Raw genomic sequence first — 24,032 nt, forward strand, 5'->3', positions numbered from 1 at the left:
CGGTGGTGCCGCCCGGCGGTGCCGGGGCGACGTTCGGCGGGTTGGCGGCCGGGGCCTGCCCGGACTCGGCCGGGGTGGCACCGGCGTTGGACGGCGCCAGCGGGACGGTGCCGACGACCTTCCAGCCGGTCTGCTCTTTGACCATCACCGCGGAGTAGGTGGCGGCGGGCTGGCCGGGGCTGGTCACGGTGACGGTCATGGTGCCGCCGCCGAGCCCGTCGGGCTGCCAGCTCGCAGCGTTGGCCGAGACCGTCGAACCGGCCGGGACGCCCTCGCGGGCCCTCGCGCCGACCGCGGAGCGGACATCGGAGGCGACCAGGGTGTCCGGGCTGTCCGCAAGCTTGCCGAGCGCCTCGGCGACCGTGGCGGCCTCCCCCAGGCCCGGCTTGGAGGTCGAGTTGTCGGTGCCGCCGTCCCCACCGCCGCCGGAGACCGCCAGCGTGATGCCCGCGCCGAAGACGACGACGGCCACCACCCCAGCGGTGATCCACTGCGGCCTGGTCAGTTGCATCGAGCCCCGTTCCTGCGTCCGGACGAAGCCCCATTCTCCACAGGAGACCCCGCCCGGTTCGAACCCGTGCGCCAATTGAGACCTCAGAGGTCCGGATTGAGGCCGACCTGAGCGAGACTGCACGTGATGGACGACATCATCGGGCGGCTGGAGTCCGCGCTCAGCTCCCCCTGGGGGCTGGTGGTCATCCTGGCCGTCTGCATCGTCGACGGGTTCTTCCCCGTGGTGCCGAGTGAGACGCTGGTGATCTCCGGCGGGGTGTTCGCCGCCAACGGCGACCTGCCGCTGACCGGCGTGATGGCCGTGGCTCTGGTCGGGGCGATCACCGGAGACCACATCTCCTACGTCATCGGCCGTCACGTCGGGCGGCCCTTCGTGGACCGGATGTGCACGCGCAAGCGGGTGGCGGCGCTGCGCGACCGGGCCCAGGCCGCCCTGTTCAAGCACGGCGGCCCCGCTCTGATCGTGATGCGGTTCGTGCCGGGCGGACGGACCCTGACCACCGCGCTGTCCGGGGTCCTGCACTTCCCGCTGCGCCGGTTCACCCCCTACGTCGTTGCGGGCGGGGTGCTCTGGGCACTGCAGGCGAGCCTGCTCGGCTACTTCGCCGGCCAGCTGATCCACGACAACTACCTGCTCGCCGTCACGGCCGGGATCGCGGCCTCGCTGGTGCTCGCCGTTTCGATCGAGTTCGCCCGGCACAGGTTCCTGGCCCGGCGCCGTCGCGGTCGCGAGGCGGACGCCCCCGAGACGGCTTAACGGCGCGAGCACGCCCGGGTCATCGGGCGTACACCGGTGGCGGGCAGGTGCTCACCTGACCACCCGAGGCTGCCCGCATGCCTACCTCACGCCGCCGCAAGGCCGTCGCCGCCGTCGCCTCCGGAGTCGCCGTCTCCGCCGTCGCGACCACCCTCTACTCGCCGGCCTCGGGCCTGGATCTGAATCTCGGGATCCTGCCGATCGACATCTCGCTGTCGCTGGGCGGCCGGCCGGACATCAAGGTCGCCGAGATCGGGCGCCTGACCGGGCTCGGCGCGGAGATCGTCGCCTACGACAAGAAGAACGACCACGCGTGGGTCACGGACGCACTCAAGAACGAGGTCGGCATCGTCGACCTGGCCGATCCCACTCACCCGACGCTGATCAAGACCGTCTCGCTCGCCCCCTACGGCTTCACCGTCACCTCGGTGGCCGTCTCCGGCAAGCACGTCGTGGTCGGCACCCGCCCCGCCCGCCCGGGTGTTCCCTCCGATGCCAGCGGCTCGTTCGCCCGTGGCACCGCGGTGCTGATGGACCTGGACGGCAACGTCACGGACACCGAGACCTGGCCGGCGAAGGCGACGCGAGCGCCCCCGGGGCGCTGACGGTGTACTCGGTCCGCCAGGGCTGAACCTCGGCCGGCTGGCCTTTGGCCCGCCGGCTGTTTGGCGGGGCGCCCACATCGGGCAGTGTGGATTGGGTACAGGTGGACCTCGCGCTGTGGAACGGTGTTCTATAGCGTGGGGGGCGCCCACCCCGCCCGTCCCCGGGAGCCGCTGTGACCACCACGCTGCGTCCGTACGACCCGATCGACCTGTCGTCCCTGACGTTCTGGCAGGGCCCGCCGGCCGACCGCGAGCCGGTCTTCGACCAGCTCCGCCGGGAACGCCCGCTCTCCTGGCACCGTCCGGCCGAGAGCGCCCTGCTACCGGAGCCGGACCCGGACGACCCCGGGTACTGGGCGCTGGTCACCCACGCCGACATCGTCGCGGTCAGCCGGGACTCCGACACCTGGAGCTCGGGGATGCAGTACGGCGGGGTGATGATGGAAAGCGTCCCCGAGGAGATCCTCGAGATGGCGCACTCGATCCTGTCGATGGACTCGCCCCGGCACACCACGCTGCGCAAGGTGATCGCTTCGGTCTTCACCCCGCGCCGGATCAAACTGATCGAGGATCAGATCAAGGCGCAGGCGGCGGCGATCGTCGACGACCTGGGTGAGCACGGCGAGGTCGACCTGGTCGAGGCCGTCTCGGCCCGGCTGCCGATGTGGACCATCTCGGAGATGATCGGCGTCCCCGAGGAGGAGCGCCGGGTCGTCACCGACGCGGCGAACGCGATGGTGTGCTGGAACGACCCTGACTTCCTCGGCGACAACGACCCGCTGCAGATGATGTTCGACTCGCTGCTGATCCTGCACGGGCGCGCCTACGACTTCTGCCAGGCCCGCGCCGCCCACCCCCAGGACGACTTGATCAGCGCACTGGTGACGGCGGAGGTCGACGGCGCCAAACTCACCTTCGAGGAGATCGCGGCGTTCTTCGTCCTGCTCTCGGTGGCCGGCAATGACACGACCCGCCAGACCACCAGTCACGGCGTGCTCGCCCTCGACCGCCACCCCGACCAGAAGAAGCTGCTGTTGGCCGACTTCGAGGGCCGGATCGGTCCGGCCGTCGAGGAGTTCGTCCGCTGGGGAACCCCGGTGCTGACCTTCCGCCGCACGGCGCACAAGGACACCGAGATCCGCGGGCAAGCCATCGCGGCCGGGGAGAAGGTCGTGATGTTCTACCACTCGGCCAACCGGGACGGGGCGGTCTTCACCGACCCCTACACCTTGGACATCACGCGCAATCCCAACCCGCACGTGGGCTTCGGCGGCGGCGGGGCGCACTTCTGCCTGGGCAGCAACGTCGCCCGCACCCAACTGCGCGCGATCTTCGATCAGCTGCTGCGCCGGCTGCCCGACCTTCAGGTGAGCGGCGAGCCGGAGTACCTGCCCGGCAACTTCATCAACGGGATCAAGCGCCTGTCCGTGCGGTACTGAGCGCCAGGCACACTGGTCCGGTGAGCGACGACGCCGGCGAGCTGACGGCCCTGGCCGTCCGGGCCTCGATGGACGGACTGGCTGGGCTGGCCGTGCTCGTGTTCGACCGGGACCTCAAGGTCCTCGACGTCTACGGCGGCGCCCTGGCCCGGCACGGCTACGACCCGGTCCGGATGGTCGGGCGCCCGGCGGGTGATGCTCTGGATGCCGCGGTCTGGCAGCCGCTGGCGGCGCTGTGCGAGCGCGCGCTGGCCGGGGAGACCTTCGCGGTCGACCGGATCGCGCAGGACGCCATCGCGGTCTACGCGGTCACGATCGCGCCGCTGGAGGTGGACGGGCAGATCGTCGGCGGCGCCATCACCGCGCACGAGGTCTCCGAACTGCGCCGGGTGCAGCGCGAGGAGGAGGAGCTGCGCCTGCAGTGGCAGCTCAGCTTCGACTCCACCCACCGCGGCATCATGCTCACCGATCCGGCGACGAACGTGATCCAGCGGGTGAACAGCGCCTTCGCCTTCGACCACGGCGGTCGGCCGGCAGACTTCGCCGGCCGGCCGCTGGCTGAGGTGTTCAGCCCGGCCGCGCAGGAACGCGTCGCGGAGTTCGCCGACTTCGTCAACCGCGACGGCTATCTGCGCTACGAGACCGAACACATCCGCCTCGACGGCTCGACCTTCCCGGTGGACACCGAGGTGGTCGCGGCCCGGGCCGAGGCCGGCCGGCTGCTCTACCGGGTCGCCTACGTCTCCGACATCACCGAGCAGAAGGCCCGCGAAGCTTCCGAGCGCCAGGCCGTCACGCTCTTCGCCACCGCGCTGGACAAGGCACCGATCGGGATGTGCTTGATCGGGCTGGACGGTCGCTTCCTGCGGGTGAACGAGGCGCTGTGTCGCCTCGCCGGGCGCTCGGAGGACGAGCTGCTCGACTTCACCTTCCAGGAGCTGACGCATCCCGACGATGTCCAGAAGGATCTGACGCTGTATCACGAATGCCTGCGCGCGCAGCGCGCCGGGTACGAGATCGACAAGCGCTACGTGCGTTCGGACGGCGAGGTGATCGAGGCCCGGCTCTCGGTTTCGCTGATCCGTGACGGCGCGGGTGTGCCGGTGCACTTCGTCTGCCAGATCGTCGACCTCACCGAGCGCAGCCGATTGGAGGAGCAACTCGAGGCCTCGATCCGGATCGCGCGTGACCTGCTCTCCGACGTCGGCGAGGACTCGCTGCGGCACATCGCCGGGGAAGCCGCCGCGATCAGCCGGGCCGATCGGGTGCTCGCGTTGCTGCCGACCCGCGATCCCGACCACCTGCAGGTGGCCGTCGCGGTCGGCGACGACGTCACCGCCCTCAGCGGCGCCTACGTCGACATGAACGGCACCCTCACCGGTCAGGTCGCCCGCAGCGGAGAAGCCCTGATGCTGGACGGGGAGACCGCGACGGCGGCCGCTGCGGTCGAGGTGCACTTCGCGCCGGCGGGTGGGATCGGCCCGAGCATGATCGTGCCGCTGCTCGCCGAGCACGGACCGCGCGGTGTGCTGGCGATCAGCCGCAATCCCGGTCGACCGGCTTTCGCGCCCGCGGACCTGGAGTTGGCCAAGGCCTTCGCCCAGCAGGCCGCCGTCGCGCTGGAGTTGGCCGACGCCCGCGAACTGGCCCAGCAGGTCGAACTGCTGGAGGACCGGGACCGGATTGCGCGTGACCTGCACGACCACGTCATCCAACGGCTCTTCGCGGCCGGGTTGACCATGCAGGCGATGGCGAGCGCCCTCGAACCGGCCCAGGCCGAGCGGCTGTCTCGCTGCATCGCGGACATCGACGAGACCATCACCCAGATCCGCTCGGCGATCTACGGCCTGCGTACTCCGCTGGGGCCGACGGTGAACTCCACCAGGGACCGCCTCCTCCAGGTGCTGGCCGACGTGACGCCGCTGCTGCCCTCGGCGCCGGTGGTGCAGTTCGCCGGCCCGCTGGATGTGATGCTGGCCGACGATCTGGTCGACGACCTGATCGCGGTGCTGCGCGAAGCCCTGACCAACGTGGCCCGGCACGCCCAAGCAGCCTCCGTGCGGGTCGGCATCACGGCCGGCATCGAGAACCGGACGCTGCGCGTCGAGGTGATCGATGACGGGGTCGGGTTGGGGGAGTCCGGGCGGCGCAGCGGGCTGGCGAATCTTCGCAAACGGGCCGAGGGTCGCGGCGGGTCGTTCGAGGTCGAATCGGCACCGGCCGGCGGCACCCGGGTGAGCTGGGTGGCCCCGATCCGGTAGCGGGGTGAGCGGGACCACAGCACCCGTTCGCGCTGCGTTCACAGCCGCGGCGCATGCTGGAGCCATGACCGACCTCGACGAGCGACCGCGCTTCGTGACCGTCGCCGGCCTGCACAACCTGCGCGATGTCGGCGGCTACGCCGTGGCCGGCGGTGGCACGACCCGCTGGGGCCAGCTGCTGCGCGGTGGTGCGCTGGACGAGCTGAACGCGGCGGCGCATGAGCCGATGACCGGGTTCGGGCTGCGCACGATCATCGATATGCGCGAGGACAAGGAACTGCGCGGCCTGCCCGACTCGGTGTTCCCCGCGGGCGTGACCAACCACCGCAGCCCGCTCTATCGCGGCCGGATCTCGATCGCCGGCATGGACAACCTGCCCGATATCTACACCGAGATCCTCACCGTGTGCGGCCCGGAGATCGCGGCCGTTCTGGAGTTGCTGGCCGCCCCCGGGGGTCTGCCCGCGGTGGTGCACTGCAGCGCCGGTAAGGACCGCACCGGCCTCGTGATCGGGCTGCTGCTCTCGGTGCTTGGCGTTGCGGACGAGGTCGTCGCCCAGGACTACGCCATCACCGAGACCGCCTACTCCGACCATGAGCGGGAGCGGATGATCCGCAAGGGCTTGGAGATGGGCGCCAACGCGGACCGCATCACCGAATTGATGGGCAGCCCGCCAGTGGTGATGCACACGATCCTGGACTGGCTGCGCGCCGAGTACGGCGGCGTCGAGGCCTACCTGCTCGCGGGTGGACTGCGCCCGCAGTCGCTCACCGCGCTGCGGGAGGCTCTGGTGGACCCGGCCGCCTGATCGGCCCGTGGGCTCACACGATGTCCTCATCGAGCACGTCGAGCAGCAGGGGCCGGGTGCCGGTGTGCACGAAGGCCCGGTCGTTGAACGCGGCGACGGCGTCCGCGAGGGACCGGTTGCGGGCCGTCAGCTCGCTGAGCTCCGCGCTGTCCCCGTGCATGCTCACAGCCTCGTCGGTGTAGTGGCGGATCAGCGAGATGAGCTGGATCGCCGAGGCCACGAGCTCCTGCGCGCTCTGCTCGGTGTACTGCTCGACGTTGTCCCAGACGTCGTCCATGCCGCCAGGCTAGGCCCCATGGTCACCCACACCGTGCACGCCAGCGTCCCGCCGCGGGTGGACTACGAACTCACCCGGCTCGGCCCTCGTCCGCCCGGGTTGGCCGATCGCCGCTCATGGATGCGCGAAACCGCGCGACACGCCGTTGCGGGCGGGTCCGCGGTGCCGTTGCGCTCATGGATGCGCAGAAATGGGGTGCTGAGGTGGCCAGGGGCGGGGTCGAACCGCCGACCTACCGCTTTTCAGGCGGTCGCTCGTACCAACTGAGCTACCTGGCCGGGTGGAACTGGACGAGTGTACCGGGCGGCTCGGACCACTCGGCCCGGCAGCTCAGTCCGGCCGCCGGGGCTGGGCCTTGAGCCAGATCGTGGCGGCCTCGACGCGGTTGGCGGCGCCGAGCTTGCGCAGGATCCGCTTCACGTGGGACTTGGCGGTGTCCTCGCTGATCACCAGACGGGCGGCGATCAGGGCGTTGGATGCGCCGTCGCCGAGCAGCGCGAGGACCTCCAGCTCACGCCGGGACAGGCCGTCGACGACGGCGGGCTCCGCGGTGGGCAGGATCGCGCTCGTCGCGCTGGTGGCCCCGGCGCCCTCCAGACCGGCGCTGACGAGTTCGACCTCGGCGTCGAGGTACTCCGCGACGACGGCTTCGGTGCGCTGCAGCAGCCGGCGCAGTTCCAGGCCCTGCGCGCGGAGACGGTCCGTCAGTTGGGCCCGCTCCACCGCGAAGCCGAAGCCCTCGGCGAAGGCCCAGAGCGAGTCGCGGTCGAACTCGTCAACCCGGCGCGGTTTGAGTCGGTGGTCGGCATGGATGAACCCGATCACCCGACCCTCCGGCATGATCGGCGCGGCCACGTAGGAGTGCGTGTCGTAGGCCGCGGCGAGCTCGGCGAACACCCGCGGGTTGCCCACCACCTGCTGGATCGCCATCGGCCGGCGCCGGCGGATCATCTCGGTCTCCAGCACCTGGGACGCGAGCTTGGCCGGGTGCTCCCGGCTGAACGCGAGCAGCCGCTCAGCGGCCTCGGGGTCCCCGTTCACCCAGAACGACTCGGCCAGCAGCTCCTTGCCGCGCACCCGGTAGAGCACGGCGCGGTCGAACCCGCACGCCTCGCAGGCAAAGCGCGGAGCGGCGGCGATCATCGCCTCCGCGGTAGGCATCCGGCGCAGCTGCGCAAGGGCGGTGTGCACCCGCGCCAGCACCTCGAGCCGCTCGCGCAGCTGGTCGTCGGTGGCCCGGTCGCGGCGCTCGTGTAGCTCGGCCAGGGCGCGGATGGCCTGCTGCAGCTCGGGGGTCGCGTCGACGGTGAGTGCGCCGATCCGCTCCTCCAGATCGGCCAGCTCGTCGTCGAGCGCAGCCCGGTTCTCCGAGGCCGGGCTGGCCGGCGGGTTGTCCGGCCACTCCGGTAGCACCCCGGCCAGGGGGTGGCGCACCAGCTCATCCGCGGTCACGTCGCCCACGCTAACGGCGCGAAGTCCACCGGCCTACGGCTCGAGCGGCGGGGCCTGCTCCGGGGTGGTGTAGGCGGGCAGGTCCGGGCTCGCCTGCCACGAGTGCCGCCCCAGCGCCTTCATCGCCCTGTACTTCGCGACGCCGTGCGCATTGCCCGCGTACCAGACCAGGTGCACCGAGACCGGGAACGCGGCGTTCCAGAACAGCTCCGGAATCGGGTCGCGCGGCATCGGGTCGGACATCTCGACGTCGGCGCACACGTAGCCCTCGCCGTCGCCGTAGGACATCCGCTGCAGGACCACCCCGTCGGCGTCGCAGATCGTGGTCTCGCCCAGCATCCGCGAGGGCCAGGACAGCCCGGGCACCAGCGGGGTCTCCATGGTGAACGGCCCGACGTGGCTCGGATGCACGGCCGGGACGCCGAGCATCCGGGCCATCCGCGGCGGGGTCTCGCGGCAGTACTGGGTGAGGAACTCCTCGTCGCGCTTGATGAACCAGGACCTGGTCGCGGCCCAGGTCGGGAACGACGGGAAGTGCATCCCGCCGGCCAGGAGCTTCACCCGGCCGACGAGGCGCTTCGCGGTGCGCACCCGGCCCCACTCGAAGCCGTTGGCGCAGCCGATCGGCCCGATCGAGGTGTTCATGACGCCGTCGTCGGTGCCGGCCGAGTAGTAGTTGTTCTCCCAGAACGAGGGCTGGTCCTTGTCGTGCAGATGGATACCGCCGTCGGGCTCGCACAGCGCGTAGGTGCCGCGGGTGTCGGTGCCCCGCACGGCGATAAACCCGCCGCCGACCAGGCAGCCGTGGTCCCGCGCCAGCAGCCGCAGCGTCTGCAGGGGCTCACCGAGCAGGGGTCGCGCGACCGAACGCATCCGCCGGTCGTAGGCGTTCGGGGAGGTCATCGCCTCGGGCAGGAAGATCGCGTCCGGCGAGTGCTCCTTCGCGGCGTTGGCCACCAGGTCCGCGCAGCGCGCGAGGTTGCCCGAGACGTCCCCGATCTGCAGCGCCGGCTGGATCGCCACCACGCGCGTCATGCCATCACCCGGTGCCGCGCCACGATCGCACCGGCGTCGATACCGGCCGGTAGACAACCCAGGACCCCGCCGGTGTCCTCCAGCTTGGACGCGCAGTACGCGTCCGCGACCAGTGCAGGCGCGAGGCGCACCAGCAACGAGGCCTGCAGCGCCCGAGCCATACGCCCCGTCAGTTCCCGGGCCCGGGCCTCGTCGACCCCGGCCGCGACCATGTCGCGCAGTTGCGCGACCGCGGTGTCCAGGCGCCGGTTCGCCCCGGCCGCCAGGTCGAGTTCGTCGAGGAAAGCGGTGACCGAGGCCGGCTCGCGCTGCATCGCGCGCAGCACGTCGAGGGCCTGGACGTTGCCGGAGCCCTCCCAGATCGACATCAGCGGCGCTTCGCGATAGCTCCGAGGCAGCCGCGACTCCTCGATGTAGCCGTAGCCGCCCTGGCACTCCAGCGCCTCGCCTGCGTGCAGGGGAGCGCGCTTGCAGATCCAGAACTTCAGCACCGGGCCGGCCAGACGGCGGAACGCGATCGCGGTGGCGTCCCCGTCGGCGGCGTCCTGGGTGGCGCGGGCGAGTCGCAGCGCCGACCAGGTCGCGGCCTCGGTCTCCAACGCCAGGTCGGCGAGCACCGCGGTCATCGCGGGCTGGTCGGCCAGCCGGCGTCCGAAGGCGGAGCGGTGCGAGGCCCAGTGGATCGCCTCGATCGTGCCGGTCCGCAGCACCGCGGTGGACCCGAGCACGCAGTCCTGGCGGGTGCCGCCGATCATCGCCATGATCGCCCGCACGCCGCGGCCGGGCTCGCCGACCAGGTGCGCCAGCGAGTTCTCGAAGCGCACCTCGGCGGTCGGGTTGGAGCGGTTGCCGAGCTTGTCCTTGAGGCGGTCTATGGTCCAGCCGTTCCCGCTTCCGTCCTCCAAGCGCCGCGGCACCAGCAGACAGCTCACGCCCTGGGCGGTCTGGGCGAGGACGAACAGCGCGTCGGACTGCACCGCGGAGACGAACCACTTCTCGCCGGTCACCCGGTAGTGCGAACCGTCCGGCACCGCCAGCGCGGTGTTGGCCCGCACGTCCGAACCGCCCTGCTTCTCCGTCAGCGCCATCCCGATGAGCGCGCCCTGCTTCTGCCCCGCGGGCAGCGAGCGGGTGTCGTAGACGCCGGAGGTGACCAGCGGCTCCCACTCGGCCACCGTCTCCGAGAGCCGCAGCGCCGGCACGCAGGCGTAGGTCATGGCGAGCGGGCAGGTGGAGCCGGCCTCGACCTGGGCGACGCCGATGAACTTCGCTGCCCGGGCGACCTGCGCGCCGGGGCCGGCGTCGCGCCAGACCGCACCGGAGACCCCGTGCTCGACCGCGAGGCGCATGATGTGGTGCCACGCCGGGTCGAAGCGGATCTCGTCGACCCGCGCCCCGGAGCGATCGTAGGGGACGTGCACCGGCGGGTTCTCATTCGCGGCGAACCCGGCCTCCAGACCCTCGGCGGAGCCCAGTGCGCTGCCGAGTTCCTTGCACTCGGCGAGGCGGTCGCCGGCGCCGAACGCGGCCATCGCCTCGACCAGCGCGGTGTCGTCGGCGATCACGTCGAAGTCCTGCAGCCGGGGCGGGGTGTTGGCGGTCGCCCGGTTGGACGCGTGCGGTGCGCTGATCGTGGTCATGCTGCGACCCAACCCCCGCGGGAGGGCGAAGGGAAGCGAGATGACCCCGAGTGGGGATCAGGTGCACCCTGAAGGGCGACGTTCTCCCCCTCGACCCGCCCTAGGTTCGACCTATGGAGATCACCCGGACCGAGTCCGTCGACGTCGTCATCGCCGGGGCGCGCTGCGCAGGCAGCGCCGCCGCGATCGGGTTCCGCCGGGCCGGCCGCTCGGTGCTCGCCGTCGACCGCTCCCGCTTCCCCTCCGACACCCTCTCCACCCACGTGAACTTCCCCTCCGCGGTCGCGGAGATCCAGGCGATCGGGGCGCTGGACCGCGTCCTCGCCTACGACCCGCCGCGCTGCTACCACGGGATGGTCGAGGCCGACGGTGCTCGCTGCCTGCAGAAGTTCGCCGCCGTGGACGGCATCGACTACGGCATCTGCCTGCCCCGTCCCGAGCTCGACATGGCGCTGGTCGAGACCGCCCGCGAGGCCGGCGCGGAGATCCGCGAGCACACCTCGCTGGAGAAGGTGCTCTGGAGCGGCGGGCGGGTGTCCGGGGTCGTGATCCGCGAGGACGACGGCAGCTACACCCAGGTCAACTGCAAGCTGCTGGTCGGCGCCGACGGCCGACGCTCGACGACGGCGAAGCTGGTCGGCGCCGAGCGGCCCTATCGCGGCTCGCGCAACGAACGCGGCTGCGCGTTCTGGTACATGGACGACCCGCAGGTCGGCACAGTCTGGCGGGAGCGGCTGATCCAGCTGCGCTCCGGCCCGACCCACGCGCTGATCTTTCCGACCCCGAACAACCGGGTGCTTTGTCTGTTCATGGGCCCGGCCGTCGACATCCCCAAGTTCCGGGCCGACCCGGAGGGCATGTGGGAGGCGATGCTCGAGGAGAACCCCGCGGTGCGGGTGCGCCTGGGTGGGGCGACGAACTTCACCAAGCTGCGCTCCACCGGCGACAACGTCGCGTTCTTCCGTCGCTCGAGTGGTCCGGGTTGGGCGCTGGCCGGCGACGCTGGGCACTTCAAGGACCCGATCATCGGCCAGGGCATCCGCGACGCCATCCGATTCGGCCGTCTCCTCGGCGAGGCCTGCGGGCCGGTGCTCGACGACCCGAACGCATGTGACGCCGCGTCACGTTCGGTCGAGGCGCGCCGGGACCGCGAGTGCAACGCGACCTACCACTGGGGCAACCGGGAGTCGCGGGCCTTTTCCGTCACCCCGCTGATCAAGGAGGCCCTGGCCGACCTTGACGGGTGCGACCCTCCACGGCTGCTGCACATGTTCGACCGGATCCAGGCCCCGCACCACGTGCTGAACCCGCTGCGCGGGGGGAAGTACGTCGCGAAGGCGATGCTGCAGCGCGGCGCAGACCGCAAGGCGGTGCTGCGCGAGGCCCTCACCGAGATAACCATCGACCGCGGCGCCTGGCGCGAGCAGCTGCGCCCGAAGTTCCGGTCCACCCGCATCACCCAGTCCGAGCGCGCGGACTACGACTGGCCGCCGAAGACCCCGAGCGATCCGGCCCGGGCCCGTCGCGCCGCTCCCGCGATCGCCGTCGAACCCGAGCTGCAGAGCGCGTTCGAACCCGAGAGCACGGTGACCGCATGAGCACCACCAAGCGGGTCGTCGCGGTCCAGTTGAAGGTCGCGATCGGCGACGTCGAGGCCAACCTGCGTCACATCGAGGACATCGTCGGACAGGCCATCCGTGAGCACTCCCCGGACATGGTGTTCCTGCCGGAGAGCGCGAACCACCCGAACATCCACGGCCGGGTGATGCGGCACGTGGTCGAGCCGATCAACGGCCCGACGCTGGCGACCTACCGCGCGCTGGCTCAGAAGCACGACTGCATCATCGGCGGCGGCTACCTGTCGATCCGCAATGGCGACGCCCGCGGCACCTACGCGGTCTGCGAGCCCGACGGCGCGATCTCCTTCCACGACAAGGACCAGCCGTCGATGTGGGAGAACAACAACTACACGCCCGGTCAGGATCTCGGCATCGCCGATACCGGCGCCGGTCCGATCGGGGTCGCCAACGGCTTCGAGTGGCTGCGGTCGCGGACCGCGGCGCGGCTGCGCGGCCGGGTCAAGCTGGTCGCCGGCGGCATGTGCTTCCCCTCGTTCCCGCAGTGGGGCGTGACGAAGAAGTGGTTCTGGGATCGCGAGCACGCGACGATGGTCGACCTTGCCCGCGAGACCCCGGGCCGGATGGCCCGGGTGGTCGGCGTCCCGTGCGTGCACCCCAGCCACGTCGGAGACGTCACGATGTCGACGCCGTTCGCCCCCGGGGTGCCGTGGCCGACGATCCTGCTCGGCGAAACCCAGATCGTCGACGCCAAGGGCACCTCACTCGCGCACCTGTCCTACGCCGACGGCGAGGGCTACATCTGCGCCGACGTGAACTGGGGCGACCCGGAGCCGACCTTCGATGTCCCCAACCGGTTCTGGATGCCGGTGCTGCCCTGGACGGTGCACGCCGTCTGGCACGCCTGCAACTCTTCCGGCCGCGCCCGCTACGCCATGGAACGCAGGCGCAAGCTGTTCCCCTGGCAGTACGACCCGGAGCTCGGGCGCGACCTGCCCGACCGCGTGCCGCCGGGGATGCTCGACTGACCGCCGCGGATCCTTCACGCCGGAGCCTGCACGGCTTGCGACACCTCGGTAGTGTGAAGCCGACATCCCATTCGAAAGTCCTGGGGCAGTTGTGGCGCCACGATCGCTTCAGCTGTAACGAATGGGATGTCTGCTTCACGGGAGCGGCGTCAGCACCGTCTCGATCTGAGACGGCCACGCTCCGGACCGCACTGTGTGCACCAGCCGACTCGCGACGTCCGTCCGCGAAGCCGTGCGGGTACGGTGCGCCGGTGACCACCGGGCGCACCATGGACCGCCGTCTGGTGGTGCTGTTCGCGGTCGCCTGCGGCGCGAGCGTCGCGAACCTCTACTACGCCCAGCCGCTGCTGGACCGGATTGCCCGCGACCTCGACGTCTCACCCGGCGCGGCGGGGCTCCTGGTGACGGCCTCGCAGATCGGCTACGCGCTCGGCCTGGTGACGATCGTCCCGCTGGGCGACCTGATTGCCCGTCACAAACTGGTCGGGCCGCTGATGGCGGCGTGCACCCTGGCGTTGCTCGGCGCCGCCGCGGCGCCCGGGTTGCCGGTGCTGCTGCTGGCGATCCTCGGCGTCGGCCTGACCGCGGTCGTCGCTCAGGTGCTGGTTCCGCTGGCCGGGGCGCTGGCCGCCGATCACGAACGCGGAACCGTGGTCGGCACCGTCATGAGCGGGCTGCTGATCGGCATCCTCGCCGCGCGCACCTTCGCCGGCCTGCTCGCCGCCGTCGCCGGCTGGCGGGCGGTCTACATCGCGGCGGCTGTGATGAGCGCGCTGCTCGGCGTCGTGCTGCACCGGATGCTTCCCCGCCTCGCGCCCGCCGATCCGGATCTGACCTACACGAGCTTGATCCGCTCGCTGTGGCCGCTGGTCCGCGACGAACCGGTGCTGCGCCGGCGGATGATCTACGGCGCGATCGGGATGGCCGGGTTCACCGTGGTGTGGACCTCGCTGGCCTTCCTGATGGCCGAGGACTACGGCAAAGGCGAGGCGGAGACCGGCCTGCTCGGCCTGGCCGGGCTGGTCGGTGCGGGCGCCGCGATGGGGGCCGGCCGGCTCGCGGACCGCGGCTGGGCGCACCGTGCGACCGGCACGTTCCTGCTCTGCGTGGTCGGCGGGTGGGGTCTGCTGTGGGCCGGCGGGGAGTCGATCGCCGCGCTGATCGCCGGCCTGGTGCTCGTCGACCTCGGGATGCAGGGCCAGCACATCACCAACCAGTCGATCCTCTATGCGCTCCGCCCGGAGGCCCGCAGCCGGCTCACCACGCTCTACATGACGGGCAACTTCGCCGTCGGTGCGATCGCCTCGGCCACCTCGGCCGTGGCCTGGAGTGCCGGCGGCTGGGACGCGGTCTGCCTGGTCGGCGGCGGGCTCGCGGTGCTCGGCTGCCTGGTCTGGCTCGACGAGCACGTCCGAGCCCGGCCGACGGTGCGCCGCTGACTCTGAGGTCCAATGGGGCGGTGTCCACCCCCGAGCGGAGCGTCGACCGCCGTCTGGTCCTGCTGCTGGCGGTGGGGGCCGGGGTCAGCGCGGCGAACATGTATTACGCCCAGCCGCTGCTGGACCGGATCGCCGACGACCTCGACGTCTCGGCCGGCACCGCCGGCCTGCTGGTCACCGCGTCCCAGATCGGCTTCGCGGTCGGGCTGGCGACGCTGGTCCCTCTTGGCGACCTGGTGGCCCGGCACAAGCTGATCGGCCCGGTGCTCGGGCTGTGCGCGCTCTTCCTGCTCGGCGCCGCCGCCTCCCCGGTCTTCCCGGTGCTGGCCCTCGCGCTGCTCGGGGTCGGGCTGACCGCGACCGTCGCGCAGATGCTGGTTCCGCTGGCCGGCACGCTCGCGGCCGACCACGACCGCGGCCGGGTTGTCGGCACCGTCATCAGCGGGCTGCTGCTCGGGGTCCTGCTGGCCCGCACGGTCGCCGGACTGTTGGCCGCGGTGGCCGGCTGGCGGATGGTGTTCGTGGCCGCGGCCGGGGTGGTGACGCTGCTGGCCCTCGTGCTCTACCGGACGCTGCCGCGACTGCCCGCGCTGAATCCCGACCTGACCTACCGGACGCTGCTGCACTCGATCGGTCCGCTGGTCCGCGAAGAGCCGGTGCTGCGGCGGCGGATGATCTACGGCGCTCTCGGGATGATCTCGTTCACCATCGTCTGGACCTCGCTGTCGTTCCTGATCGCCGAGGACTACAGCAAGGGCGAGGCCGAGACCGGCCTGCTCGGCCTGGCCGGCTTCGTCGGCGCCCTGGCCGCCCAGGGCGCCGGGCGCCTGGCCGACCGCGGCTGGCAGCACCGCTCCACGGGAGCGTTCCTGGCCTGCATGCTCATCGGCTGGGTGCTGCTCTGGTTCGGCGGCGACAGCATGCTCGCGCTCATCCTCGGCCTGGTGATCCTGGACTGGGGCATCCAGGGCCAGAACATCCTGAGCCAGTCCCTGATCTTCGCCCTGCGGGCCGAGGCCCGCAGCCGGATCACCACGGCCTACATGACCGGCATCTTCGTCTCCGGTGCGATCGCCTCGGCCGGTTCGGCTCTGGCCTGGTCCCTCGGCGGCTGGGACGCCGTCTCGGCGCTGGGCGTGGGCTTCGCGCTCGTCGGAGTGGTCCTGTGGGGCACCGAGCACTGGGCCCTGCGGCGCACCCCGAGAAAAACGAAGGCCGCGGACACGATGTCCACGGCCTCGGTCGAACTGGGCGGTCCCGACGGGATTTGAACCCGCGACCTTCACCTTGACAGGGTGACGAGCACTCCAAACTGCTCTACGGGACCTGGCTGTGTGGCCAAGTGTGGCACACACGGTGGTGCTGTCGTGCAGGTGTTCTTTGGTGCCTTGCGCGTGCCCCCAACGGGATTCGAACCCGTGCTGCCGCCTTGAAAGGGCGGTGTCCTGGGCCTCTAGACGATGAGGGCCTGTGGCGCGTAACCACGGTGCCGTGGAGGACCGCGTCAGCATAGGGGACGCCCTCGGCGACGGCCAAACTTGCGAAACGCCGCAGGTCAGGGGCCCTGGAACGCGTCGGCTTTCTGCTCGGCGGCCTTTCGTTCGAACTCCCCGGCCCGCTCCGGGGCGATCGTGCGGTTGATCTGCGCGGATGTCAGGCCCAGCCCGCCGATGGAGATGTCGTCCCAGGCCGCCAGCCGCTTGGTGGCCGCGTCGAAATAGAGCACCGAGCACTCGATCGGGGTCGGCGACTCCCCTTCCAGGGCCCGTAACCCGGCCCCGCCGGAGCTGCCCTGGATGAAGATCCGGGTCCCGTTCTCCAGCAGCTTGGTCGAGCGGGCGTGGGAGTGCCCGGCCAGGACGAGCGGCACCGCGCCGTCGAGCGGATAACCCATGGTCGGGTCGTGGATCACCGCGAGGTCGGGTTTCTGCCCGGCGCGGGTGAGCTGCCAGGCCAGGTCCCGGCCGAGGAAGGCCAGCTGCTCATTGGTCATCACCACGTTCGAACGGTCCGGGGTGAATCGGGGGTCGGACTCGCCGGCGATCCGTAGCCCGGCCACGTTGTGGCTCTCGCCCGCCTCGAGCACGACCGCGTTCGGCTGGGCGGCCACCGCCTCGGCGATGGCCTGGGAGTCGTGGTTGCCACGCACGAACACGTACGGGACGGACAGGTCGGCGATCTTGTCGACGAAGCGGCGCTCGGCCCTGCTGCCGTGGTCGCTGATGTCGCCGGCGTCGATGATCAGCGCAACCTTGAACTGCTCGCTGATCGACTTGATGACGTCCCACGCGGCCGGGTTGAGGTGGATGTCCGCGACGTGCAGCACCCGGATCGTCGAGGAGTCCGGCTCGTAGGCCGGCAGCGTCGAGGTGACGTCGTAGAGCTTGGAGACGTTGCCGACCAGCTTGGCCAGGCCCTGGCTGTAGTCGGTGAAGCTGGAGACGATGTCCTGCGCGTTGCCCACCACGCTCGGGGCGCTGACCAGCAGCCCGGTGTACTTCGGCTCCGCGACCGAGCGCGGGTTCCAGGTCGCGGCCGCGGTGCCGAGGGTGGCCATCACCGTCGCGGCCGCTGCAACCCCGACGAAGGCGACCCGGCGGAAGCGCCGGCGGTAGACCACCAGCGAAAGCAGCACCGCGCCGAGCACCGCGGACGCCGCCGAGCGGATCACCAGGCGGATGACTGCGTCCCGGGCGTCGGAGGAGATCCAGCTCTCCAGGCCCTCGAACGCGGCCGGGTCATCGAAGAGGGTGCGGGCGTCGTTCACGTTGAGCTGATCGACGGTGACGGTGACCCCGATCGGCCCGTCGTGGGTGTCCAGGGTCAGGGTGCCGAGCGGCCCGACGCGGATCTCGGTGTCGCCGGACCAGGACAGCCCGGCGTTCATGTGGGTGTTCACCGGGCCGACGGAAGTGGTCTCACGGCCGCCGACGAGCAGGCCCAGATACGCACCGATCAGGACGACCGCGACAAATCCGACCAACCGCCCGAGCTTGCGCACCGGCACCCGCCGCGGAAGGGTTCGGCGCAGCCCACGTCGCAGCACCTGCGCGGTGCTGGGTCGGCGTAGGCGGTCGAGCACGGCGCGCCCTCCTCGTGGCCCGGCAGGCAGCGACCTGCGGACCGGGGCCGCCCCCCAGCGGCCCGATCTTTGACGGTAGGCGAACTCACGTCGCGGCAGGCGGACAATGACCAAGTGCTGAACATCCCTCGCGACGAGTTCGAGGCGCTCGTCGCCGAAGCGCTCGATCTGATTCCGCCCGAGCTCACCGCGCTGATGGCGAACGTCGCGGTGTTCGTCGAGGACGACCCCCCGGCCGACGACCCGAACCTGCTGGGCGTCTACGACGGGGTGCCGCTCACGGAACGTGACGGGTGGTACTCAGGGGTCTTACCCGACCGCATCACGATCTACCGCAATCCCACCCTCGCCATCTGCGAGGAGCCCGAGGACGTGGTCGCGGAGGTGGAGATCACCGTCGTTCACGAGATCGCCCACCACTTCGGCATCGACGACAAGCGCCTGCACGACCTCGGCTACGACTGAACACCGGCACCGCCCTGCGTACGTCCGACCAGAGGTGGGCTATCGGACGCTGGCGGTCGGACGTCCGGGGGGCTACATCGACTCGACGAGCTCAGCGGCGCCGAAGGAGACGTCGAAGCGGTCGCACCAGATCGAGACGCTGCGCAGGACCGAGAGGTCGAGGCCGGCGGGGATGACGTAGTTCTGGGAGCCCTTGTTCCCCTTGAGGTTGGCGATCTTCGCGTGCTCGTTGTCGTCGAAGACGTGCCAGCCGGCCTTGCCCTCGATCACCGGGGCGTCGGAGAGCACAACCTTGAGGTCCGGGCCGTTGCTGGTGTCGAGGTTCTCCAGGCGCAGCACCCGGGATCCGTCGGCGAGCTGGAGAACGCGCACGGTGCCGGTGGTGCCGTGCTCGTGCGAGATGAACGTGCCGCGGGAGAGCTCCACGACGGCGGGGGCGGGGGTCGGCGTCGGGGCCAGCGTCGGAGCCGGCGTCCGCTCGGGCTCAGCCGCGGTGGTCGGCTCCCCGGCGGACTCTGCGGCAGGTTCCGCGCTCGGTTCCGCGCTCGGTTCCGCGCTCGGCTCTGCGCTCGGCTCTGCGCTCGGCTCTGCGCTCGGCTCTGCGCTCGGCTCTGCGCTCGGCTCTGCGCTCGGCTCCGTGGTCGGGGAGGGCGTCGGCTGCACCTGCTCCGCGACCACGGCAGTCGCGGCGGTGGGGAACGCCTCGACGACGGTCTTGTCGACCCAGAGCTTCCACGGCTCGAACGCCGCGAGGGCCACGGCCATCAGGACGACGCTCAGCGCGATGCCGGCCTGAATCAGGCGGTTGCGCAGCAGACGCTTCACACGGCTCATGGAAGTAGTGAACGCGCTCGCCCCTGCGAGCGCAGCCTCAGAGCGGCTTACGGAACTACTACAGGACGTCCGAGGCAGCGTGAGTGATAGCGCTCGACGCTTCGGACGTTGCGGCTCAGGTCGGGGCGAGCCAGGACCCGGTCGGGACGTTGCGCAGCACTCCGAAGGCGACGGTGGTCGCCAGTAGGGCCCAAAGCGCGATCGACGGGGCGGCCCATCGCAAGCGCGGCCGGCCGGTGACAGCGCGCCGCAGCCAGGCGACCCACGCCACAACCAGTGCGGGGATTGCCAACACCGTCAGCACGTTGCGATCGACCGCGGTGGCGACGTCCCCGTGCGCGAGCGCATGGACGGCGCGCAAGGAGCCGCAGCCAGGACACCACCAGGCGGTCACTGACAGGAACGGGCAACTCGGGTAGTGCCCGGACTGCTCCGGGTCCACAGTGGCGACGCCGGCGACCGCGGCCAGGCCTCCCACCAGCACCGCGAGGGGTGCCGCGAGGGGAGTGGGCCGGGAGGTCGCGATCAGACTCATGACTCGAAGCCGCCGAGGGAGAGCAGCAGGGCGGTGACGATGACACCCACGACCGCGGACACGATGGCGAACATCTTCGCCTTCTCCGAGGCTTCCTTGGCCCCGGCGAAGTCGCCGGCATTCCAGCGCGAGTTGACCTTGTTCGCGAAGACGATCGAGGCGACGCCCAACGGCAGGCAGCACAGGATCGTCGACAGGATCGCCCAGACCAGGTAGTTGTCGGGCTTCTCCCCGCCGTAGGTGCCGTACTGCGGGCCGGGTGGGCCCCACTGCTGGCCCGGCGGCGGACCCCACTGCTGGCCAGGCGGCGGCCCCCATTGACCGGGCGGCTGCTGTCCGTAGGGCGGTTGCTGCCCGTAGGGCGCCTGCCAGTGCGGCGGCACGTCCGGGATCTGCTCCTGCGGCGGGCCGATCTGCTCACCCGGCTGCGGGGCGGACCAGTACGGCGCCGGTTGGCCGGGCGCGAACGGGTCGTTCGGCTCGTTGGGCTCGTTGGGCTCGTTCGGCTCGGACGGATCCTTGGACTCGGTCATCGCACTTCCCCCAGCTCGACGTAGCGAGCCTAGTGCGGGCCCACAGAGGTAATACGAACGGCGGCCGCTCCAAGTTCATCGGATGCGGCAAGGTCCACCTCGGCGGAGAAACCCCAGTCGTGGTCGCCGTCCGGGTCGTCGAGGATCTGACGCACCGCCCAGGTTCCGGGCCTGCCCTCCGGGTCCTTGTCGATGATGAGCAGCGCCGGCCCGCGCGCGTCGGGCCCGGTCGCCGGTGGGCCGTACTCGGTGAAGTACGGCCCCAGCGCCGCCGCCCAGTCCCCGGCCGGCCAGCCGGCGTCGGCGTCCAGCGCCCCGAGCTCCGCCCACTGGTGCCGCGCGGCCAGGGTGACCCGACGGAACATCGCGTTGCGGACCAGCACGGTGAACGCCCGCGTGTTCGCGGTGACGCCCTTGGGCTCCCTCGGCGCCGCGGCGGCGGCCAGCGAGGCCCGGTCGTTGCCTTCGGCGAGGGCTTCCCATTCGTCGAGCAGGCTGGAGTCGGTCTGGCGGATCAGTTCGCCGAGCCACTCGATGAGGTCGGTGAGTTCCTCGGTCTTGATCTCGTCCGGCACGGTCTGGCGCAGCGCCTTGTAGGCGTCGCCGAGGTAGCGCAGCACGATGCCCTCGGACCGCGCGAGTGAGTAGTTCCCCACGAACTCCCCGAAGGTCATCGCCCGCTCGACCATGTCCCGCACCACGGTCTTGGGCGAGAGCGGGAACTCCGTGATCCACGGGTGGCCCTGCCGGTACATCTCGTACGCGGCCTCGAGTAGTTCCTCCAGCGGCTTGGGCCAGGTGATCTCCTCGAGCAGTTCCATGCGCTCGTCGTACTCGATGCCCTCGGACTTCATCGCGTTCACGGCCTCGCCCTTGGCCGCGTACTGCTGGGCCATCAGGACCGGGCGCGGGTCCTCCAGCGTCGCCTCCAGGATCGAGATGACGTCGAGGGCGAAGGTGTCCGATTCGGGGTCGAGCAGTTCGAAGGTGGCCAGCGCGAACGGCGAGAGCGGCTGGTTCAGCGCGAAGTTGGTCTGCAGTTCGACGCGCGGCACCACCCAGCGCCCGGTGTCGTCGGGCTGCGCGAGCTTGGCGACGACGCCGCCGGCGATCAGCTCGCGGTAGATCCGGATCGCCCGCAGGATCAGCTTGTTCTGCCGCGACCGGTCCTCGTGGTTCTCCCGCAGCAGGTGGCGCATGTGCTCGAAGCCGTCGCCGGGGCGGGCGATGACGTTGAGCAGCATCGAGTGCGAGACCCGCATCCGCGAGATCAGCGCCTCGGGCTCGGCGTTGACCAGTCGCTCGTAGGTCTCCTCGTTCCAGGACACCACCCCGTCGGGCGCCTTCACCTTCTGCACCCGCTTCAGCTTCAGCGGGTCGTCGCCGGCCTTGGCCACCCGGCGGGCGTTCTCGACCACGTGCTCCGGAGCCTGCACGACGCAGTAGCCGGTGGTGTCGTACCCGGCCCGGCCGGCCCGGCCCGCGATCTGGTGGAACTCGCGGGCCTTGAGGATCCGGGTGCGGTGCCCGTCGTACTTGGCCAGGCCGGTAAGCAGCACGGTGCGGATCGGGACGTTGATGCCGACGCCGAGGGTGTCGGTCCCGCAGACCACCTTGAGCAGGCCGGCCTGGGTGAGCTGTTCGACCAGGCGCCGGTACTTGGGCAGCATCCCGGCGTGGTGCACCCCGACGCCGTGGCGCACCAGCTTGGACAGCGTTGCGCCGAACCCGCGGGCGAAGCGGAAGTCCCCGATGGCCGCGGCGATCTGGTCCTTCTGCTCGCGGGTGCACAACGTCACCGACAGCAGGGACTGCGCGCGATCGAGGGCGTCCTTCTGTGTGAAGTGCACGACGTAGACCGGCGCCTGTTGGGCCAGCAGAAGGTCTTCGATGGTCTCGTGCACCGGGGTGAGCGCCCAGGAGTAGAGCAGCGGAACGGGCCGGGTCGCGGAGCTGACCACCGCCGTCGGGCGTCCGGTGCGTGCAGTCAGATCCTCCTGAAAGCGCGTCACATCGCCGAGGGTGGCGGACATCAGCAGGAACTGCGCCTGCGGCAGCTCGAGGATCGGGACCTGCCAGGCCCAGCCGCGGTCGGGCTCGGCGTAGAAGTGGAACTCGTCCATGACGACCTGGCCGATCGCTGCCCCCGCGCCCTCGCGCAGCGCGATGTTGGCCAGCACCTCCGCGGTGCAGCACACGATCGGCGCGGTCGGGTTCACCGCGGCGTCGCCGGTGAGCATGCCGACCCGCTCGGCGCCGAAGATGTCGCACAGGGCGAAGAACTTCTCCGACACCAGCGCCTTGATCGGTGCGGAGTAGTAGGTGCGCTTGCCGGCCGCCAGGGCGGCGAAATGCGCGCCGGTGGCGACCAGGGACTTCCCCGATCCCGTCGGTGTGGTCAGGATGACGTTCGCTCCGGAGACCAGCTCGATCAGCGCCTCGGTCTGCGCCGGGTACGGCTCCAGCCCGGTCCCGGTGGCCCAGGTGGTGAACGCGTCGAAGATCGCGTCCGGATCCGGCTGAGGGGGAATCAGATCCGCCAGCGACCGCGTCACGCCCCGCTCACCCCCGCCTCAGTTCCCCGAAAGCGCAGCATGGCACCCGGCTTTGGCCTACGAGGGTGCCGTACTGCGCTTTCGGGGGTGAAGGCGAGGTGCTGCACTGCGCTTTCGGGGGTGAAGGCGAGGTGAGGCACTGCGCTTTCGGGGGAGCCGCCGCCGCAGCGCACCCCGCCCCGGTCAATTGAACTGCGCGGACTTGGGGACCTGCTGGTCGCGGCGCAGCGCGTCGAACAGCGCCTTCGAGCGCGTCGCGTCCCAGGTGATGACCGAGCCGACGCCGGCCTGGGTGTACTCCCGCCCGATCGGGACCGTGGTCGTGGTGCCCAGGCCCTTCGCGGCCCAGGCCAGGCGGACCAGGTCGATCAGGTGGTCCCCGTCGTCGACCGCGAGGGCGCCGACGCCCTTGCCGGCCACCGACCACATCCGGAACGGGTTGAGCAAGGTGCTGGGCGAGGTGACCTTGTCCATCAGTGAGCTGATCAGCTCGCGCTGGTTGCTCACCCGGTCCAGGTCGCCGCGGGTGGAGGCCCGGGAGCGGGCGACGCCGAGGGCCTCGGCGCCGTCGAGGGTCTGGCAGCCCTTCTTGATGTCCAGGCCGGCCTTGGGGTCCTTCTTCGCCTCGTCGATGCACATCCTCACTCCGCCGACGGCGTTGACGAGGTCGAAGAGCCCACCGAAGCCGATCTCGGCGTAGTGGTCGATGCGGATGTTCGTCAGGTCCTCGACGGTCTGGATCAGCAGCTGCGGCCCGCCGAAGGCGAAGGCGGCGTTCAGTCGATTCGGCGAGTACCCCGGGATCGGAACGTAGGAATCGCGCGGCATCGACACCAGCGTCGGCTTGCCGCCGGAGTCGGGGATGTGCAGCAGCATCATCGTGTCGGTGCGCTGCCCGGTCGCCCGCCCGGTTCTGAGCTTGGCCCGATCCTCGGCCGACAGGCCCTCGCGGCTGTCCGAGCCGACGATCAGCCAGTCGCTGCCGGGGGTCTTGGCCGGCCGGGTGTTGGCGGCCGGGAAGGCATCGATGCGCTCGAGCTTGGAGTCGGCGACGAAGTAGGTGATAAGCGGCAGCACCAGGAACAGGACGGCTGCGATCGCGACCGGCTTCTTCCAGCCGAACCGGCGGCGCTTGCGCTTGGTCGGGTCCGGCGGCGGCACGTCGCCGGTGGGCCGGCGCAGCGGGGCGGGTGGCCC

General features: G+C 71.0%; 20 protein-coding genes, 3 tRNA genes and 1 pseudogene. 10 read left to right on the forward strand and 14 right to left on the reverse strand.

Annotation, left to right across the window (positions count from 1 at the left end):
• A pseudogene (locus H0X00_RS06485) lies at window positions 1-511 on the reverse strand (hypothetical protein); the annotation flags it as partial.
• A gap of 126 nt (window positions 512-637) precedes the next feature.
• Here H0X00_RS06485 and H0X00_RS06490 point away from each other — a divergent pair.
• The 5 genes from H0X00_RS06490 to H0X00_RS06510 all read left to right on the forward strand — a co-directional run bounded on the left by H0X00_RS06490 (window position 638) and on the right by H0X00_RS06510 (window position 6,383).
• On the forward strand, window positions 638-1,270 hold the full coding sequence (locus tag H0X00_RS06490; RefSeq protein ID WP_293768255.1) for a DedA family protein: 633 nt from the start codon (window positions 638-640) through the stop codon (window positions 1,268-1,270).
• Between the two features lie 77 nt (window positions 1,271-1,347).
• Window positions 1,348-1,875 (forward strand): hypothetical protein, encoded by a 528-nt coding sequence (locus H0X00_RS06495; protein ID WP_293768257.1) that lies wholly within the window; start codon window positions 1,348-1,350, stop codon window positions 1,873-1,875.
• A 173-nt stretch (window positions 1,876-2,048) separates the two neighbouring features.
• The gene (locus H0X00_RS06500; RefSeq protein WP_293768259.1) at window positions 2,049-3,314 is read left to right on the forward strand and encodes a cytochrome P450; all 1,266 of its coding nucleotides are present in this window, start codon (window positions 2,049-2,051) and stop codon (window positions 3,312-3,314) included.
• A 20-nt stretch (window positions 3,315-3,334) separates the two neighbouring features.
• Window positions 3,335-5,575, forward strand: coding sequence for a PAS domain S-box protein (locus tag H0X00_RS06505; RefSeq protein WP_293768261.1), 2,241 nt, complete (start codon window positions 3,335-3,337; stop codon window positions 5,573-5,575).
• A gap of 64 nt (window positions 5,576-5,639) precedes the next feature.
• Entirely contained in the window at window positions 5,640-6,383 is a 744-nt protein-coding gene (locus tag H0X00_RS06510) for a tyrosine-protein phosphatase (protein WP_293768263.1), read from the forward strand.
• 13 nt (window positions 6,384-6,396) lie between these two features.
• Here H0X00_RS06510 and H0X00_RS06515 read toward each other — a convergent pair whose 3' ends face one another.
• From H0X00_RS06515 to H0X00_RS06535, 5 genes are all read right to left on the reverse strand, one after another.
• A complete protein-coding gene (locus H0X00_RS06515; RefSeq protein WP_293768265.1) occupies window positions 6,397-6,660 on the reverse strand; it encodes a hypothetical protein in 264 nt (87 codons plus the stop codon).
• A gap of 204 nt (window positions 6,661-6,864) precedes the next feature.
• Window positions 6,865-6,938 (reverse strand) — tRNA-Phe (locus H0X00_RS06520).
• 52 nt (window positions 6,939-6,990) lie between these two features.
• Window positions 6,991-8,112, reverse strand: a complete 1,122-nt coding sequence (locus H0X00_RS06525) for a LuxR C-terminal-related transcriptional regulator (protein WP_293768267.1) — start codon at window positions 8,110-8,112, stop codon at window positions 6,991-6,993.
• 33 nt (window positions 8,113-8,145) lie between these two features.
• A complete protein-coding gene (locus H0X00_RS06530) occupies window positions 8,146-9,147 on the reverse strand; it encodes a carbon-nitrogen hydrolase family protein (RefSeq protein WP_293768269.1) in 1,002 nt (333 codons plus the stop codon).
• Window positions 9,144-10,787, reverse strand: a complete 1,644-nt coding sequence (locus tag H0X00_RS06535) for an acyl-CoA dehydrogenase family protein (protein ID WP_293768271.1) — start codon at window positions 10,785-10,787, stop codon at window positions 9,144-9,146. The genes H0X00_RS06530 and H0X00_RS06535 overlap by 4 nt, the downstream gene beginning before the upstream one ends.
• A 113-nt stretch (window positions 10,788-10,900) precedes the next feature.
• Here H0X00_RS06535 and H0X00_RS06540 point away from each other — a divergent pair, with 113 nt between their 5' ends.
• The 4 genes from H0X00_RS06540 to H0X00_RS06555 all read left to right on the forward strand — a co-directional run bounded on the left by H0X00_RS06540 (window position 10,901) and on the right by H0X00_RS06555 (window position 16,102).
• On the forward strand, window positions 10,901-12,385 hold the full coding sequence (locus H0X00_RS06540; protein WP_293768273.1) for an NAD(P)/FAD-dependent oxidoreductase: 1,485 nt from the start codon (window positions 10,901-10,903) through the stop codon (window positions 12,383-12,385).
• Window positions 12,382-13,392 (forward strand): carbon-nitrogen hydrolase family protein, encoded by a 1,011-nt coding sequence (locus H0X00_RS06545; RefSeq protein WP_293768275.1) that lies wholly within the window; start codon window positions 12,382-12,384, stop codon window positions 13,390-13,392. Before H0X00_RS06540 ends, H0X00_RS06545 begins: the two co-directional genes overlap by 4 nt.
• Before the next feature lie 251 nt (window positions 13,393-13,643).
• The gene (locus H0X00_RS06550; protein ID WP_293768277.1) at window positions 13,644-14,831 is read left to right on the forward strand and encodes an MFS transporter; all 1,188 of its coding nucleotides are present in this window, start codon (window positions 13,644-13,646) and stop codon (window positions 14,829-14,831) included.
• A 20-nt stretch (window positions 14,832-14,851) separates the two neighbouring features.
• Window positions 14,852-16,102: an MFS transporter gene (locus H0X00_RS06555; protein ID WP_293768279.1), complete on the forward strand. Its 1,251-nt coding sequence runs from the start codon at window positions 14,852-14,854 to the stop codon at window positions 16,100-16,102.
• Here H0X00_RS06555 and H0X00_RS06560 read toward each other — a convergent pair.
• The 3 genes from H0X00_RS06560 to H0X00_RS06570 all read right to left on the reverse strand — a co-directional run bounded on the left by H0X00_RS06560 (window position 16,084) and on the right by H0X00_RS06570 (window position 17,913).
• Window positions 16,084-16,158, reverse strand: a tRNA-Asp gene (locus tag H0X00_RS06560). The two genes, H0X00_RS06555 and H0X00_RS06560, sit on opposite strands and share 19 nt — an antisense overlap.
• 68 nt (window positions 16,159-16,226) lie before the next feature.
• Window positions 16,227-16,299 (reverse strand) — tRNA-Glu (locus H0X00_RS06565).
• An 87-nt stretch (window positions 16,300-16,386) separates the two neighbouring features.
• Window positions 16,387-17,913: a metallophosphoesterase gene (locus H0X00_RS06570; protein ID WP_293768281.1), complete on the reverse strand. Its 1,527-nt coding sequence runs from the start codon at window positions 17,911-17,913 to the stop codon at window positions 16,387-16,389.
• Between the two features lie 114 nt (window positions 17,914-18,027).
• Here H0X00_RS06570 and H0X00_RS06575 point away from each other — a divergent pair, with 114 nt between their 5' ends.
• Window positions 18,028-18,378: a metallopeptidase family protein gene (locus H0X00_RS06575; protein WP_293768283.1), complete on the forward strand. Its 351-nt coding sequence runs from the start codon at window positions 18,028-18,030 to the stop codon at window positions 18,376-18,378.
• Window positions 18,379-18,450: 72 nt separating this feature from the next.
• Here the strand turns inward: H0X00_RS06575 and H0X00_RS06580 are convergent, their stop codons facing one another.
• The 5 genes from H0X00_RS06580 to H0X00_RS06600 all read right to left on the reverse strand — a co-directional run.
• Window positions 18,451-19,212 carry a DM13 domain-containing protein gene (locus H0X00_RS06580; RefSeq protein WP_293768285.1) on the reverse strand — a complete coding sequence of 254 codons (762 nt, stop codon included), beginning with the start codon at window positions 19,210-19,212 and terminating at the stop codon, window positions 18,451-18,453.
• A gap of 115 nt (window positions 19,213-19,327) precedes the next feature.
• Window positions 19,328-19,747, reverse strand: a complete 420-nt coding sequence (locus H0X00_RS06585) for a DUF2752 domain-containing protein (protein WP_293768287.1) — start codon at window positions 19,745-19,747, stop codon at window positions 19,328-19,330.
• The gene (locus H0X00_RS06590) at window positions 19,744-20,280 is read right to left on the reverse strand and encodes a CD225/dispanin family protein (protein ID WP_293768289.1); all 537 of its coding nucleotides are present in this window, start codon (window positions 20,278-20,280) and stop codon (window positions 19,744-19,746) included. Before H0X00_RS06590 ends, H0X00_RS06585 begins: the two co-directional genes overlap by 4 nt.
• Before the next feature lie 29 nt (window positions 20,281-20,309).
• Complete coding sequence (locus H0X00_RS06595) at window positions 20,310-22,835, reverse strand: RNA helicase (protein WP_293768291.1); 2,526 nt, start codon at window positions 22,833-22,835, stop codon at window positions 20,310-20,312.
• 183 nt (window positions 22,836-23,018) lie between these two features.
• The coding region (locus H0X00_RS06600; RefSeq protein WP_293768293.1) for an LCP family protein at window positions 23,019-24,032 on the reverse strand (1,014 nt) is incomplete at its 5' end.

This window comes from Sporichthya sp., from assembly GCF_013815995.1.
Taxonomy (GTDB): domain Bacteria; phylum Actinomycetota; class Actinomycetes; order Sporichthyales; family Sporichthyaceae; genus Sporichthya.

Coding starts and splice junctions, on each gene's coding strand:
- H0X00_RS06590 (WP_293768289.1), bottom strand. CDS start 20,280: ATGACCGAGTCCAAGGATCCGTCCGAGCCGAACGAGCCCAACGAGCCC.
- H0X00_RS06535 (WP_293768271.1), bottom strand. CDS start 10,787: ATGACCACGATCAGCGCACCGCACGCGTCCAACCGGGCGACCGCCAAC.
- H0X00_RS06540 (WP_293768273.1), top strand. CDS start 10,901: ATGGAGATCACCCGGACCGAGTCCGTCGACGTCGTCATCGCCGGGGCG.
- H0X00_RS06580 (WP_293768285.1), bottom strand. CDS start 19,212: ATGAGCCGTGTGAAGCGTCTGCTGCGCAACCGCCTGATTCAGGCCGGC.
- H0X00_RS06585 (WP_293768287.1), bottom strand. CDS start 19,747: ATGAGTCTGATCGCGACCTCCCGGCCCACTCCCCTCGCGGCACCCCTC.
- H0X00_RS06510 (WP_293768263.1), top strand. CDS start 5,640: ATGACCGACCTCGACGAGCGACCGCGCTTCGTGACCGTCGCCGGCCTG.
- H0X00_RS06545 (WP_293768275.1), top strand. CDS start 12,382: ATGAGCACCACCAAGCGGGTCGTCGCGGTCCAGTTGAAGGTCGCGATC.
- H0X00_RS06515 (WP_293768265.1), bottom strand. CDS start 6,660: ATGGACGACGTCTGGGACAACGTCGAGCAGTACACCGAGCAGAGCGCG.
- H0X00_RS06495 (WP_293768257.1), top strand. CDS start 1,348: ATGCCTACCTCACGCCGCCGCAAGGCCGTCGCCGCCGTCGCCTCCGGA.
- H0X00_RS06490 (WP_293768255.1), top strand. CDS start 638: ATGGACGACATCATCGGGCGGCTGGAGTCCGCGCTCAGCTCCCCCTGG.
- H0X00_RS06530 (WP_293768269.1), bottom strand. CDS start 9,147: ATGACGCGCGTGGTGGCGATCCAGCCGGCGCTGCAGATCGGGGACGTC.